Below are 15,583 nucleotides of genomic sequence, written 5' to 3'. Positions count from 1 at the left end.
ATATATAGAATTTGATATTGTCAGAGAGTGGAAAACCCGTTACTTTTTAAGAGTAACCATTTAATTTTCAATATTTTAAACTTTATTAACTTTAAAAATATTTTTTGAGTGATCTCACTCAATTATATCCTGAATTCCGTTTTGTGCTGTAACACCCTTTATTTAAAGATATTGTAAATATAGTGAAACCTGATCTGATTAGCATATATCTCAATATCTTATGAATACTAGATAAACGACACAAGATATTCAAAACTTGGAGAGGAAAGATGAGCCAAGATTTAAAAAAATGCCCTGTCACCCACCTGACCACTGAAGCTGGTGCACCTGTGGTCGACAACCAGAACAGTATGACGGCAGGTGCGCGTGGACCTTTACTTGCCCAGGATTTATGGCTGAATGAAAAACTGGCCAACTTTGTCCGTGAAGTGATTCCAGAGCGTCGTATGCATGCCAAAGGTTCAGGTGCTTTCGGTACCTTTACCGTGACCAATGATATTACGCAATATAGCCGCGCTAAAATTTTCTCTGAAGTCGGCAAAAAAACCGAAATGTTTGCGCGTTTCTCAACGGTGGCGGGTGAACGTGGTGCGGCCGATGCTGAACGTGATATTCGCGGTTTTGCACTGAAATTCTATACCGAAGAAGGCAACTGGGATCTGGTCGGCAATAACACCCCGGTATTTTTTCTGCGGGATGCCCGCAAGTTCCCTGACCTGAATAAAGCAGTCAAACGTGATCCGAAAACCAACAAGCGCAGTGCCACCAATAATTGGGATTTCTGGGCATTACTGCCTGAAGCCTTGCATCAAGTGACTATTGTCATGTCGGATCGTGGGATCCCGACCGGTTACCGTCATATGCATGGTTTTGGCAGCCATACTTTCAGCTTTATCAATGCCAAGAATGAACGCTTCTGGGTGAAATTCCATATGCGTACCCAGCAAGGTATTCAAAACCTGACCGATGCTGAAGCTGCAGACTTGATTGCCAAAGACCGTGAAAGCAGCCAGACCGACCTGTTTGATGCCATCGAACGTGGTGACTATCCAAAATGGAAAATGTACGTTCAGGTCATGCCAGAACTGGAAGCCGAAACAGTGCCTTATCATCCATTTGACCTAACCAAAGTCTGGCCAAAGGGCGATTATCCACTGATTGAAGTCGGTGAATTCGAACTGAACCGCAATCCGGAAAACTATTTCCAGGATGTGGAACAGGCTGCCTTTGCACCAAGCAACCTTGTACCGGGCATCAGCTATTCACCAGACCGTATGTTACAGGCTCGTCTGGTGAACTATGCCGATGCAGCGCGTTACCGTGTTGGCGTGAATCATTCACAGGTTCCGGTCAATGCTGCACGTTGTCCTGTTCATTCGAACCGCCGTGATGGTCAAGGCCGCATGGATGGCAACTATGGTTCATTGCCACATTACGAGCCGAATAGTTTCAGCCAGTGGCAGGAACAGCCGGAATTCAGAGAACCGCCACTAAAAATTACCGGTGATGCCGATTTCTGGGATTTCCGTAAAGATGACAATGATTACTTCAGCCAACCCCGTGCCCTGTTCAATCTGATGAATGACCAGCAGAAACAGGCTCTGTTTAATAACACGGCCGGAGCAATGGGTGATGCACTAGATTTCATCAAATACCGTCACATCCGCAACTGTTATAGCTGTGATCCAGCCTACGGCGAAGGCGTAGCACAAGCCCTCGGCATGACCGTAGCAGATGCCCAAGCAGCACGTGAAAGCGATCCAGCCAAAGGTTTGCCTAGCTTTCTCTAAGCCAGTTTAGACATGTATAGAAACCACCTTCGGGTGGTTTTTTATTGCAGCATCAAGCACTATAGAAACAAGCTGGCACAAAAAGAAATACAATAATGCATCCGAATATTGAAGACATCATTCAACAACACGACATTGTTTTATTTGATGCTGTTTGCGTGATCTGCAATGGCTGGGCACGGTTTTTGATTAAATACGATAAAAAGATTCAGTTTAAACTGGTTTCCGCCCAATCGCCTTTAGGTACGGCACTGCTCGAACATTATCAGATGCAAACCGAGCATTACACCACCATGCTCGTCATTCAAGATGGCACTCTCTATACCGAATCGACTGCCTTGCTGAAGGTGCTGCAGCATCTCGGTTTTCCCTTTAATTTAATGAGCGCAGGTTATTTGGTTCCGCGCTTTATCCGCGACTTTCTATATCGTGTGGTTGCTTTAAATCGTTACAGGCTATTTGGTAAAACCGAGTATTGCCTGATTCCATCCAGCGAAAATAAACGCCATTTTCTGGAAGAAGCTGTCTGTACTGGCCATTCAACTCATTTAATAGGAAGTGCTTAAACAATAATCCGCTTGCCTTCCCGTATGCAATAAAACGGATTAATTAACTTGGAAGAATGCTTGATGATCTCATGCAACTCATGTTCCGGTGCATCCCGGTCTTCATCTGTGAGCTGAAAAGTACGGTAATGAATCGCCAGTGAGCATTTGGCCTGCAAGTCATGATGGGCATGAAAGGCATCTTCCGGATTCATATGGATCGCACGCATCAGTTCACGTGGCTCATACGCTCCTATCGGAAGTAAGGCAATTCGCGGTGCACCCAGACGTTTACGAATTTCTTTAAAATGTGAGGCGTAGCCACTATCTCCGGCAAAGAAACAATGTTCCTTGCCATATAATAAAGAAAAGCCTCCCCAAAGTGCACAGTTCTGATCGCGCATACCGCGCCCTGAGGCATGTTGAGCCGGCGTATACACAATCCGGATCTCTTCAAAAAAGGCATTTTCCCACCAGTCCATTTCATGCACGGTGTAATGTTCTGGCAAATACCAGGCATTACCCAGACCGGTATAAATCGGCATCTCAAAAGTGTTGTGCAGCCATTCCAGACTGGCCAGATCCATATGATCATAATGGTTATGGCTGAGTAGTACAGCATCAATCTGGGGTAACTCATCCAGAGCAATGCCAGCCGGAATGACCCGCTGCGGACCCGTGGAAGCCGAAGGACTGGCATATTCCGACCAGACCGGGTCGGTCAGGAAATTATAGGGGCCGATCTGTATTAATGTGGTGGCGTGACCAATAAACCAGACTTGCCAGTCATCCAGAGCTGCATCTGGACGCTGCTGTGGCAATGCGCGCGGACGAGAAAAAAACTCGGCACGCTCTTCGTCAAGATTGACATTCCAGGTCTTGGATTTTCGGGTAATGAGCCATTTGTATAAATCAAAGCGACCGCGCGATAGAGAAGCATGCTCAAGATTACGAAACTGTTTTCCGTCGAAATGATCTGAATGCAGATACTCAAACACTGGCTTAGACCAGAGATGTTTCCAACTGGATTCCGTGATTAACTGGAATTTTTTAGTTTTGAGAAGATCTTGCATAAACATCCACTATTTATTATTCGCTATATGCAAGACAACAACCTCTTGAAATGGTCAAGCGGTGCATCTTTTAATGAGCATACAAACTAAAAACAGGCACACTGCAACATAGTATGAAATCCGTCACAGAAAATCATGTATGTTTTTGTTATTTTTAGCAAAAAAAATGGCATTTCATCGGCCTTATGGCTGGCTGAAGTCTGGGATTATCTAGAAAAATATTGCTCTTGTCCTTCTGTCTAAAAATACAAAATGATACTCAATATTTATAAGCCCATGCTGACAAAAGCATGTCTGCCCATTGATGATTTTATGATGAAATTCGCCATACCTCAGTATCATCACATCAATTGTGCGAGAAAGGCAAGTTGAGATCAAAATACCAACCTCAAGCGTTTTTTAGATCTTTATACACGACCTTGAGTTCGTTCCAGCCATACGGCCTTGGTTTGGGGTTTCACAAATAAAGCAATAATTTCCGGGTGCAGCTGTTTAATCTGCGCTTCGATCCGGTTGACACAGGCTTCAATGTCATCAGAAGTTAAATCATCTTTAAATTCCAGACTCAATGATGCAATGACTTGCTGAGCGCCCATCTGCTCAGTCAATACCCCATTGGCACTGAAAACTGCCGCATCCTGTTGAGCAATGTTTAATACATCTTCACGCAGTTTTGGATCTGCCGTTTCACCCAGTAACAAACCTTTGGTTTCACGTGCCAGAAACCAGGCAGATACTGCCAGCACGATACCAATTAAAATCGATGCGGCACCGTCCAATTCAGGAATATTCAGTTGATGCGCCAGAAAAATACCAACCAGAGCAATCACCAAACCGACCAGGGCGGCAGTATCTTCAAATAACACGGTAAAGGTCGTTGGATCTTTACTGTGTCGAAATGCTTCAAAATATCCCAGATTTCCCTTTTGTTTACGAAAGGTTTTTAAAGCCACTGACCATGAAAATCCTTCAAAAAGAATCGCCAGACCCAGCACAATATAATTGATCAATGGATCCCGCATGACTTCAGGCTGAAGAATATGCTGTATCCCTTGATAGATGGACACGATCGCACCCAAGGCAAAAACCATCAATGCCACAATAAAAGCCCAAAAATACAGTTCACGCCCATAACCAAAAGGATGTTTGGCATTTGCCGGTTTTTCTGATTTTTTCATCCCATACAGCAGTAAAATTTCATTCAAGGTATCCACTACCGAATGAATTGCTTCACTGAACATGGCAGAGCTATTGGTTATATAGGACGCAACAAATTTAACCAGCGCAATCGCCAGATTACCAAATAGAGCTGCATAAACTACGATTTTATTGGATTCAGACATCCTGACACTGTCCTAAATAAGCTTGTGCAAGCTTGAATGATTTATGTATCAAAATCTTAATCATTTATTTTTGAAAGTTGTTTTACAAATTGTTGCTTAGTCGTGATCTCCCACGTTGTTGAATCACTTTACTCTCTACTCAAATAATAAAAGGGCTTTCGCCCTTTTGGTTTTTACAGTTTTAATGCTTGGAAAAATACTGTTCGCGCCACTCTTTCCAGAAATACATGATGATCCCGAACATCACCACAGCAATTCCCGCAAAAGCATGACTGCTGATAATTTCATGATTTAAGGTTGCTCCCAATACCAGAGCAATCACCGGCGTCATCACATTACTCAATGAGACAGTCGAAGCATTTAGACGGCGAATCAGCCAGAAATAACACAGCATTGCCACAATCGAGGACATGATCATGGTAAATACAAAACCAATCATTGCCTGTGTGCTAGGCAACTGAGTCGGCATATGTTGCCAGATAAAGGGTACCAAAATGACTGAACTCGCTGCGGAGACCAGCAATGAACCCGTCGCCTGCGACATCGGACTCAAGGGTGCACTGATCTGTTTAACCCAGAAGATCGAGCTGATGTAAGACACCATACTGATCAGCATTAACACCACACCCCAAGGATTAATTTTGCTGTCTGCCGAGTCGGCGAAAACAAAACACAAACCGGCGACGGCCACTGCCATGCCGAGCCATTGCAGCCAGATCAACTTATGGGTTTTTAAAATCACATGACCGATTAAACCGGCGATCAGCGGTGAAAAACCAAAAATCAGTGCCATCAATCCTGAGGTCAGATAATTGGCCGCCAGATAAATAAACAGCTGCGCGCCGATTAAATTCAAACTGCCTGCCAGATAACTTTTCATTGAAGTGCGGTCAAAAGGCAGCGGGTCGCGCATGATTTTCAACAGGAACAACGCAATAATCGAGGCACCAAAATAGCGAATGATCAGCACCCACATCGGGTGAATCTCGGCCACGCTCCAGACAATCGCCAGTGGCGTTGTCGCCCAGATCAGCACCAATAAAGCGTAAATACTTGCCGTGACCGGCAATGAAGATGAAGAACTCATAAGTCTCCTAAACGAGGCCAAGAAGTTCTGGATCAGCAACTTCAAAAATAGCGTATAGCGAATTCATGCTGAGATGAAGTTTTAATTTTTGATAAATTCATCAAGTTTCGTGCATAAAAAACAGACCTATGCAAAACATAGGTCTGTCCAAAGATATCTCAATACAACTTAAGCAATTTTGCGTAAGTCTTGCGCGATATCCAAATGTTTTTCAACATCAAACGCCGTATTTTTGCTGATCATTTTTTTCAAATGACGCATTTCTTTGGCTGCATTCACGGTAATCCCGCCAACGATCTGACCATCTGTCACACCATACATCACGAATGAATTGTCTGCACCTTTGGCTGCATCCATTTCACCACGGATATGCCATTCAGCTGCGGCCATATCGCCGACAAACTGGAAGTTTATATTCAGCTGATCCGTCCAGAACCAGGCCGGATTGGCTTTCGGATGTTCCACACCCATCACGTGACGCGCAAAGATGCCTGCCTGAAGGTTGGCATTTTCCCAAGTTTCAACGCGGCGGTGATTGCCACAGTCACGTAACTGAGTCGCAACATCACCCGCTGCATAAATGTCAGCATTCGAGGTTTGGCAGTGTTCATTGACTTTGATCGCAACATCAACATCCAGACCTGCATCTAGCGCAAGCTGTGCATTTGGCACGATTCCGATTCCGTAAACTACAGCATCAGCACGCAGTTCTTCACCGCCTTCCAGCGTTACCACGACTTCTTCACCATCTAAACGGCAATCTGCAATCTTGGTTTCAAGACGCACATCGACCTGGTTTTGACGATGCTGTTCCAGCAGGAATTCGCTCAGGATTTGCGGTGAACAACGACCCATGACCATCGGACCCATTTCGATCACAGTGACCTGACAGTCTTTGTAACGTGCAGATGATGCCAACTCAAGACCAATCACGCCACCACCGATCAGGATGATACGGCGACCGGCTTGAAGTACAGGCACCAGTGCCTGTGAATCTTCCAAGTTACGCAGGGTATAGACGTGTTTGCCCAAAGCATCGAAATTAGGCAAACGGCGCGCGGCACCACCTGTTGCAAGCAAGAGCTTGTCGTAAGCAACAACATCACCGTTCAGGAGTTCAACCGTTTTCGCTTCGGCATTAATTTTCGCTACGCCATTGCCGCGAATCGTTTCTACGCCTAAATCTGCCAGTTTCTGTTCCGACAGGATTTCGATCTTGGTTTCTTCAGGTTTTAGAATCACATCTTTAGACAACGGTGGACGCTCATAAGGAAGATGGCTTTCATCACCAATTAAGGTAATTTTGCCTTCATACTTGTTGCCACGAAGTTCTAAAATTGCGCTCGCACCTGCCTGGCCAGCACCCACGATCACGATGTTGTTTACGTTGCTCATTTTCTTAACCTTTTAACTCTGCAGATACGATACCGAAGCCGGCAATCCATTCGCTGATGTCTTCATAGCAATGTGTGGTCATTTCATACTCACCCATTTCGCTTAAGGCAGCGAAGGCAGCCATCCAAGAACGGACTTCCTGACCACCACGACCACCATCATGGCGGATTTCAGCTTCAGTCATCGCTTCTAATGTTGCAAAATCAGCATGCTTGAAGGTTTCTAGCAGGGCAATATCCCATTCAGCATTCAAAGGCACGGCAACTGACGTATCCCCTGCTGCCAGCTTTTGACCCACTGCAATAATCTTGGATTGACGTGCATGACGTGCTTCAGGTGTTGGATAACGGCCTGCAATCAGGAACTCTTCTACTTCTGGTGGTACTGCACCCATTTGTGGTGTAGGTGGATCATGTGACAGACCACCGGTACCTAAAACAAGCACACGCTCATTTTCAAGATTTAAAGATTTGATGTATTGACCCACAGCACGGCCCAAAGCGATGGTACGCTTGGTGGTTGGCATCGGTGCAGCAGCGCCATTAATAAAAATTGGAATCGTTGGGTAACGATCAAGTTTACCTTCACACAGGAAATGTAAGGGCTGAGTCACGCCATGGTCAGCCTGCATACGGTATGAGTAGGCAACATCTACGCCTTCATCCAGTACACGTCGAACCAGATCTAATGCCTTGTCTTCAGGTACATCAATATGGTCATTGTCCTTGCCATAATCCCAGTCACCTGCGGCTTTGGCACGAATACCCACGCAGAAACTTGGCATCAGGTCATAGAAGAAACCATTAAAATGGTCAGGACCAAAAGTAATGATCAGGGTTGGGTCGTAAGCTTTTACTTCAGCAGAGAGTTTTTCAAAAGCATCACGAACGGCTTGTTCTTTACGCTTTTCCTGTGGTGAAGCAAATTCCATTAAAGGACTGTGCGATGCACAAATAAGTTTAACGGCCATGAGAGACTCCAAAAAGGAAGACTTAAATCCTCCCCAACCCTCCTTTAAAAAGGAGGGAGATTTTCCCCCTCTTTTATAAAGAGGGGTAAGGGGAGATTTTTAAAAGCAGATTTTTATTCGTCAAAGAAACCGGCACGGGGCTGACGTAAGCCACGAATTCCCAGACCGCATTCTGCATTGATCAGAACGCCAGTCAAAGGACGGTTATTTTGACGAGATGCCAAGAGTACGTATGAACCTGTCATATCTTCCGGTTCAGGCAAGAAATTCAGTGGCATACCACGTGCAATTTTCTCAGGATCACGTGCATCGAGCAGGCCAACATTTTCCTGACCGAGCGACGCTGCGCCTTTGATATTCACATTCATACCTGACGGTGCAACCGCATTCACTCGTACTTTAGGCGCAAGCTCATAGGCCAATTCTTTCATAATACCCACCCCTGCATGCTTAGATGCAGTATATACAGGGCCTCCGCCAGCGGAGTACAGTGCCGAATTAGACAAAGTAAATATGATAGAACCTTCAGAAGCGATCAATGCCTCCAGTGCAGCCTTCGCGCCGAGAATGAGTGACTTGGTATTAATCCCCATAATCTCGTCAAAGGCTTTTCCCAGCTGCTCACCAGAGGTGTTGACGATATCGGCATAATGATCCCAGATCCCGGCATTGCCGACGAAACAGTCGAGTTTGCCGAAACGCTCTACAGTGGCATTCACTGCACGAACGTTGTCTGCATAGCTGGCTACATCGCCTTCAATCGCAAGAACTTTACCGCCAAAGTGTTCGTTTAATGCCTCCACTTTTGCTTTTGAACGTTGAAGAACGGCAACTTGTGCACCCTCTTCCAGGAAACGTTCCACTAGCGCCCAGCCTAAGCCTGAACCACCACCGGTAATAAGTGCAACTTCGCCTTGTAGCCAACCCATGATTACTCTCCTGCCATCTCTACATATAATGCGCCGTCTTCAACAATCACTGGGAAAGTTTTGATTGGATCAGTTGCAGGTAGACATAATGCTTCACCTGTTTTTAAACAGAAACGTGCTGAATGCAATGGACATTCCACAGTACCGTCATCTTCCAGATAGCCTTCAGACATAGAAGCATTACCATGACTGCATTTATCGTTCATAGCGAAGAATTCACCGCCATTGTTAAATACAGCCAGCGCTTCGATACCGTTTACGTCACAATCTACTTTTAACGCTTCGCCTTCGTCTAATTCGTCAACTTGGCAAACAAAAATCTTATTCATTAGAAGAACACACTCAGGTTATGTGAGCTATATGTCGCTTGATCAAGCGTGATCTTACGGTTGAAGATCTGGAAGCCGAGGCCGCCTTCAACTTTACGGATCTTGTCATGACGTTTACCGCAGTAAATGACAATGTCTTTCTCTTTTTGCGTACGATATAGCAAATAGGTTACGTACACGTCGTATTCGCCTTCAACTTCAGTTGGCTCTACGATCACGTTGCTCACCATGTGGGTGGTACGTGATGGAGGCTCTTCAGCCCAAGCCATACCGGTTTCCAGACGCGCTACACGACGCTCTAAAAGGTCTTTTGAATCGTTGAACACCCAAGTGGTAGGTGGTTCAACTGAACGACGACGGTCACGGGTTTGTGCGTTTGGTGTGGTACGTAGCGTGTAAGAAATATCTTCAGCTAACGTATCCAACCATTCGCGGAATTTCCAATCGTCTAGCAATTTTGCTTCGCGATACAGGAACTGACTAATTTGGTGATGAAGTTCTAAGCTGATTTGACTCATTTCATAAGCTCCTTCTCATATTCGTCAGCTGCTTTTTCCACGTCTTCCCATTTTTCATGGATCAATAAATCTGCCCAGCGGCGGTACATACCACGTGCTGCAGTTTCAGAGAAAATGTAGTTGGTGATACCCGGGATACCATCTTCACGTACTTTTTCGTTGCCTTTACCCATTTCCATAATGAGTTTATTTTGACGCGCTTTGTAACCACGTAAAACTTTTTGAATTTCAATCCAGTTCTCAGAGTCATCTTGCTCGAGGAAACCGGCTGGACCAAAGGCACGCGTTGCAGAACGTTCAAATGCTTCTTTCACTTCTTGAGATGCTTCAGCATCCGCAATACAGAATGCCCATACTTCGGTTTTGTTTGGACCACGTGGATGCCATACGCGAAGTGTTGCAGTACCGTTCAACCAAGACAAAGTTGGGAACATGGTGTTGTGACCTGCAAGACGCAGTGCACGAGTCTCGCCTAGGCGCTCTTTAACTTCGTCGTAAGTTTCACGGAAGTAGTTGGCAACTTCACCGTCAACCCATACGTTTGCGTCTGGTTTCTCTGTGAAGAAGAAGCCTGAACCATGACCACGTGAACCGTACTGGATCGCGTCTTTGGCAGTTTCCCAAACTGGACGAGCCGTTTGTGCAGCACCTAATTTCTTAGAAGATTCGTCGTCTGGTTTCGCGCCCAATACTTGGATCGCAGAAGCGTGAGAGAACAAGGCGTGGTATTGGTCAGATGCGAACTGTTCAGCCGCAAATTTCCAGTTACACTCGATTTCCCACTTGTGGACACCACCGATAATTTCTGTACCACCTGGACGACGGTCAACAACGCCATCTAAGTACCAAGCGATATCGCCCATGTATTCTTCAAGATCAGGTGTGGTTTCATCCCAACAAGCGAATACCAAGCCTTTGTAAGACTTCACACGATTCACTTCAACCAGACCCCATTGCTCTTTACATGCACCATGTGGGTAAGCACGATCTTCAAGCGGGATATCTTTTAAAGAACCGTCAATGCCGTATGACCAGCCGTGGTACGGGCAAGTAAATGCACGGGTATTACCACAGTCAGCGAAGCTTACACGCATAGAACGGTGACGGCACTGGTTTAAAAATGCTTTGATTGAGCCATCTTTTTGACGTGCCACAATGATTGGATCTTCGCCCATGTAGGTGTTGAAGAAATCACCAGCCTTAGGAATTTGGCTTTCATGGCAAAGGAATAACCAAGTACGACCGAAAACACGTTCGAGTTCTAATTCGTAAATGTCAGGATCTGTATAAATAGATGGCGTAATACGTCCATTTTGTGCATCGACTAAAGCATCGATTTCGCGCACATCAATTTTTCCACTCATGAAAAGCTCTCCTGTGACCTATCTTTGGCACAAAGTAATAGACTCAACTTTTCAACGATGATGGATTTGACAGCGTTTTTCGGGAAATATTTTTTTTGTTTCAATTAAGAGCTTAAAGCAATTATTAAGCACGTGAATTTTTATATTAAAACATCTATTAATTCCGCCAGAGCATTTAGTTTATGAATGGGAAAATAATCTTCACGACATAGTTGTTTATAGATTATACTTTGAGGAAATTATAGTAAGACATTTTTTGGATTACTCTTTGGGTTGATGACATGGAATTACGACACCTTCGCTACTTTATCACCGTTGCTGAAGAGCTCAATTTTAGTAAGGCAGCACTTAAACTTTATACGGCTCAACCCTCACTTAGCCAGCAAATCAAAGACCTGGAAGAAGATGTCGGGGTAAAGCTACTCAACCGAACCAAACGTAAAGTAGAGCTGACCGAAGAAGGCGCCGTATTCCTGGAACAGGCTCGTCTCACCCTGGCACAGGCGGACAAAGCCGTTGCCATGGCACGTCAGGTGTCACAGGCCAAGCAGCAAATGCTCCGCATCGGTTTTGTACCGGTGGCCGAGATGAAAATCTTCCCGTATATCTTGCCAAATCTACGTGTACAGAACTCGGATTTAAAAATTGAACTGCTCAGCCTGAACAACAATGAGCAAATGCGTTTGTTAAAAAAAGGTGATCTAGATCTGACATTTACCCGTCATAATTTCAATAGTGATGAAATTGAAAGCCAGTTCGTGATTCGTGAACCGCTGATTTTTCTCCTGCCTAAAGATCATCCCTTAGCAAAATACGAAAGAATTCCTGTTAAAGCATTGAATGGTATTGATTTTATTATTCCATCAGCAGAGCAGTCCTTGACCCTGAACCAGGCTATTCTGGACTTTGCCAAAGCCAACGGCATTGAACTCAATATCGTGCAAAAGGCCGATAATATTTTATTTAATATCAACTCGATCGGAATGGGCCTAGGCTGTACCATTTTGCCTGGCTATATTGCACCACTAACCATGGATAATACCGTGATTCGTCCGCTGGACGTGGAGTTGCCCTATTTAGACCTGTATGTCAGCTACCATAAAAACAACAAATCCTATGTCGTGAGCAAATTTCTTGAGCTTTTGACCCGTGTGTTCTATCTGGATATTAACCGTAGCGAACAAAATTAATCCTATTTCTTCCCTGCATTAGGCATATGCCATTCAACTTATGATAGGCATGTGCTTTTTTTGTTTTATTATTTTATGCTTAAGAATCCATTTTTAATTCTATTTTATAATAAAGAATCTATTTCTGGCGCTTAAATTTTTCACTTGCCCTTGACCCAAATTGTGTATTTTTAGCTCTAAATGTACTGCATTTACCACTTAAGTCTAATAAAGTTTCATTCGGATTTTTCTCAGTTTAAATAGCTCAAGCCTATAAAAATTATTAGATTTTTATATTTATTCAAATAAATGAGAATCAAACTCACTTAGGTGCGCTACCTTAAATATTTCCGATATAAAAAAGGATGACCAAAGCCATCCTTTTTTAAAACTATATCAAACTTATTTTACGCCGTGAACAGCCAGGTAGTTTTTGATCACAGTGTTGAACTCATCTGCTTTTTCAACTTGAGACCAGTGACCGCATTGGCTGAAGATATGTGCATCAGCATTTGGCACGATGTTCAGGATGTCCCAAGTACGAGAAACCGGAATCACCACGTCTTGCGTACCATGAATCAATAGTACAGGCACAGTAATGTCTTTCATTTTTTCGAAGTCTAATGGGAATTCGAAACGGTCACGGTCACGTGCGCCAACCACATCCATTAAACGATTTGATGCATAGTCATTTGCAGCAGAAGCAAAACGTACTTTTACCAGTTCATCTGTAATCAGGTCTTTGTTTACGACAAACATAGAAAGGGTTTTCTTGATTCCTTCTTCTGTAAGAACTGGGTTTGCGTGAGCTTTAAGTGCAGCTGTCTGTTTCGCACCGCCCGTACCCATAGACACGATACCCAAAATACGATCTGGATAATCCAATGCCATCTGGAATGCTAACCAGCCACCCAGAGAGTTACCGACCAACCAGGTTTTTTCGATACCCAAAGCGTCTAGCGTACGAATCGCATGATCTACCCAGGCACGGATACCATATTCAGTACCCGGCGCAACCACAGTTTGGCCATAACCAACGGTATCAATCGCGATACAACGCGCCTGCTCGCCAATTTGTGGCAGGTTTAACCACCAGTTTGCTGCAGCCGATACACCTGTACCTGAACCGTGTAAAAATAGAATAGGCGTACCTTCACCAATTTCGTGGTAATGGGTCAACTCGCCTTCAGCGGTTTCAATCCATTTGTCTTCTAAGCCAAAGAATGGATCTGTTTGATAGTCAGGGATTTGAACAGTGCTCATATTGCTTCCTCTTACAGTCTTTCGCTTGCGTGTCCCTCTATTTTCAAGAATTCGACGTCAAGTTGACTCATTAAAATGACTTGTGTACACCCTTATATTAACCGCTCAGCCGCAGCAAACTGATACAAAATTACGATTGCACCCTACAAAATAGATATAATTTAAGTATTTGTTTTATATATTAATTTAAAATAAAACACTACTCAATCCAAGCCTTTAATGAAACAATGCAACGCTTAAACCAAAAAGCAGCCAGAAGACTGACTGCTTTTAAAATATACGGGTATTAGAATTTATGCGTATAAGTGGTGGCGACACGGTATTCTTGCAGGTCTGGTTTTGCTGGATTGGCAAAATTCACATCAATATACATTCCCTGTATACCCAAACCTTTTAATTTACCTTCTGGCACAGTGTAATTAACAATTGCATTTACTTCATCTGTGTTGAAGTTTTGACCTTGATACGCCCCAGTACCTTTCTGATCATAACCTTTGAAATATACGGCTGTTGCGTTTAAGCCTTTTGCACCCATTTCAGAGAAGTCATAGCCATAAGAAACACTCCATGACTTTTCTTCTGGCGCGGTAAAGGTCGCTACCCCCCAGTTCGCCAGATAAGGCTGTGGCACCCAGCCACCCAATGTCGGGAATGCGCTATCACCAAACATTTGCTGGTAACCCACACCTACGCTATGTGCACCATGATTCACTTTTGCGGCGACAGACACAGCCTGGTTATCGATCTCACCATATAGCTTGTCACCTGACTCCGAGTTATCGAAGTAACGAATATGGCTATCTAATTTGGTTTTTTCACCAAGCGCAGTTTTGTAATTCACACCTAGATAATGCTGTTGATAAATGTCTTGAACATCGGCATACCAATAACTTGCACCCAACTCTTTTGTTAGTTGATGATCTACACCAGCAATCCACATACCATCTGATTCAGCGCCATTATCAAATTGTGGTGGATTAAATTTAGTTAAATCACGGAATTGATTATCATAACGATTGTTAATACCATCAATATACGCCAAAGTTAACTTGGTATCTTTAAGGTCTTTAGACTCTAACCAGGCACCACTATAAGTCGTCAATAACTGACGCGATGGATCGAATACCAAGACTGGAGATACCGGCAATAACTCACCGACTTTCAGTTCAGTTTGTGACACTTTGGCTTTTAAGGTCGCGCCGACTTTACCGAAATGGTCTTTTGACTCTTTGCCATCGTGCGGTAAAACCCAGTCCGGATTTTTATCACGGCCATTGAGTTTGACTGCATGTTGCACCAGTACATCAGCACCAACCTGCACACCACCACCGATATCGTGATAACCGGACTTGGCATCCAGAGTCACCCCTTGTGACCAAGAACCCCAATTACGTGATGAGTAGTCATCTTGATACTGACGGTCTAGATAAAAGTTTTTAAATTTGAGTTGAACATTGCTGTCGTCAATAAAGTCTGCATTCGTTGCAGTTGTCCCTAAAGTTGCTGTCGCAGTAAGCATTGCAATCCATAAATTGTGACGACGCATGATGAGTTCCCCATTCAGCTGATAAAATCCATGCAGCCATCATGCGCAAGTCGGTTTAAATAAAAAATCCGACCACAGTATTAAACTTTTGCTCTTTTAGCTCTGCATATTCCAAGCCCAGATTTAAGCACTCAATCTCTTAGATTTTAAACCGATTAAAGAAAATAAAAATTTGACCAGATATTTAATTCAAATTTCTGTTTCCTTTATTAATAAGCGCAATTTTTTTAAAAACTTTAAGATAATATTTTTTATTTATCGT

General features: G+C 43.9%; 14 protein-coding genes. 3 read left to right on the top strand and 11 right to left on the bottom strand.

What is annotated here, in order from left to right:
• The first annotated feature begins 269 nt into the window (after positions 1-269).
• Both PV763_RS10410 and PV763_RS10405 read left to right on the top strand, forming a co-directional pair.
• Positions 270-1,790: a catalase gene (locus PV763_RS10410; RefSeq protein ID WP_420937800.1), complete on the top strand. Its 1,521-nt coding sequence runs from the start codon at positions 270-272 to the stop codon at positions 1,788-1,790.
• Positions 1,791-1,885: 95 nt separating this feature from the next.
• Positions 1,886-2,356, top strand: coding sequence for a thiol-disulfide oxidoreductase DCC family protein (locus PV763_RS10405; protein WP_004647372.1), 471 nt, complete (start codon positions 1,886-1,888; stop codon positions 2,354-2,356).
• Here the strand turns inward: PV763_RS10405 and PV763_RS10400 are convergent.
• The 9 genes from PV763_RS10400 to hcaE form a co-directional block, all read right to left on the bottom strand.
• Positions 2,353-3,408 carry an MBL fold metallo-hydrolase gene (locus PV763_RS10400; RefSeq protein ID WP_004647371.1) on the bottom strand — a complete coding sequence of 352 codons (1,056 nt, stop codon included), beginning with the start codon at positions 3,406-3,408 and terminating at the stop codon, positions 2,353-2,355. The two genes, PV763_RS10405 and PV763_RS10400, sit on opposite strands and share 4 nt — an antisense overlap.
• Before the next feature lie 407 nt (positions 3,409-3,815).
• A complete protein-coding gene (locus tag PV763_RS10395) occupies positions 3,816-4,751 on the bottom strand; it encodes a cation diffusion facilitator family transporter (protein ID WP_004647370.1) in 936 nt (311 codons plus the stop codon).
• Positions 4,752-4,932: 181 nt separating this feature from the next.
• Positions 4,933-5,838 (bottom strand): DMT family transporter, encoded by a 906-nt coding sequence (locus tag PV763_RS10390; RefSeq protein ID WP_004647369.1) that lies wholly within the window; start codon positions 5,836-5,838, stop codon positions 4,933-4,935.
• Positions 5,839-6,006: 168 nt separating this feature from the next.
• The gene (gene hcaD, locus PV763_RS10385; protein WP_396469417.1) at positions 6,007-7,233 is read right to left on the bottom strand and encodes a 3-phenylpropionate/cinnamic acid dioxygenase ferredoxin--NAD(+) reductase subunit; all 1,227 of its coding nucleotides are present in this window, start codon (positions 7,231-7,233) and stop codon (positions 6,007-6,009) included.
• Positions 7,234-7,237: 4 nt separating this feature from the next.
• Positions 7,238-8,203 carry a 3-carboxyethylcatechol 2,3-dioxygenase gene (locus PV763_RS10380; RefSeq protein ID WP_121980286.1) on the bottom strand — a complete coding sequence of 322 codons (966 nt, stop codon included), beginning with the start codon at positions 8,201-8,203 and terminating at the stop codon, positions 7,238-7,240.
• Positions 8,204-8,316: 113 nt separating this feature from the next.
• Positions 8,317-9,132: a 3-phenylpropionate-dihydrodiol/cinnamic acid-dihydrodiol dehydrogenase gene (gene hcaB, locus PV763_RS10375; protein WP_420937799.1), complete on the bottom strand. Its 816-nt coding sequence runs from the start codon at positions 9,130-9,132 to the stop codon at positions 8,317-8,319.
• A gap of 2 nt (positions 9,133-9,134) precedes the next feature.
• Positions 9,135-9,461 (bottom strand): 3-phenylpropionate/cinnamic acid dioxygenase ferredoxin subunit, encoded by a 327-nt coding sequence (gene hcaC / locus PV763_RS10370; protein WP_420937798.1) that lies wholly within the window; start codon positions 9,459-9,461, stop codon positions 9,135-9,137.
• On the bottom strand, positions 9,461-9,979 hold the full coding sequence (gene hcaF, locus PV763_RS10365) for a 3-phenylpropionate/cinnamic acid dioxygenase subunit beta (RefSeq protein ID WP_004647365.1): 519 nt from the start codon (positions 9,977-9,979) through the stop codon (positions 9,461-9,463). The genes hcaC and hcaF overlap by 1 nt, the downstream gene beginning before the upstream one ends.
• Positions 9,976-11,343 carry a 3-phenylpropionate/cinnamic acid dioxygenase subunit alpha gene (gene hcaE / locus PV763_RS10360; RefSeq protein ID WP_004278520.1) on the bottom strand — a complete coding sequence of 456 codons (1,368 nt, stop codon included), beginning with the start codon at positions 11,341-11,343 and terminating at the stop codon, positions 9,976-9,978. The genes hcaF and hcaE overlap by 4 nt, the downstream gene beginning before the upstream one ends.
• Before the next feature lie 281 nt (positions 11,344-11,624).
• Here hcaE and hcaR point away from each other — a divergent pair, with 281 nt between their 5' ends.
• Positions 11,625-12,533, top strand: coding sequence for a DNA-binding transcriptional regulator HcaR (hcaR, locus tag PV763_RS10355; RefSeq protein WP_004278522.1), 909 nt, complete (start codon positions 11,625-11,627; stop codon positions 12,531-12,533).
• Between the two features lie 381 nt (positions 12,534-12,914).
• On the opposite strand, the gene PV763_RS10350 is transcribed toward hcaR, so the two are convergent.
• Positions 12,915-13,775, bottom strand: coding sequence for an alpha/beta fold hydrolase (locus PV763_RS10350; protein ID WP_213686461.1), 861 nt, complete (start codon positions 13,773-13,775; stop codon positions 12,915-12,917).
• 286 nt (positions 13,776-14,061) lie between these two features.
• Positions 14,062-15,321 carry an OprD family outer membrane porin gene (locus PV763_RS10345; protein WP_216986519.1) on the bottom strand — a complete coding sequence of 420 codons (1,260 nt, stop codon included), beginning with the start codon at positions 15,319-15,321 and terminating at the stop codon, positions 14,062-14,064.
• Positions 15,322-15,583 lie beyond the last annotated feature (262 nt).

Source organism: Acinetobacter sp. AS5 (assembly GCF_048957595.1).
GTDB lineage: Bacteria > Pseudomonadota > Gammaproteobacteria > Pseudomonadales > Moraxellaceae > Acinetobacter.
This window is presented reverse-complemented; position numbering and strand designations above follow the sequence as displayed.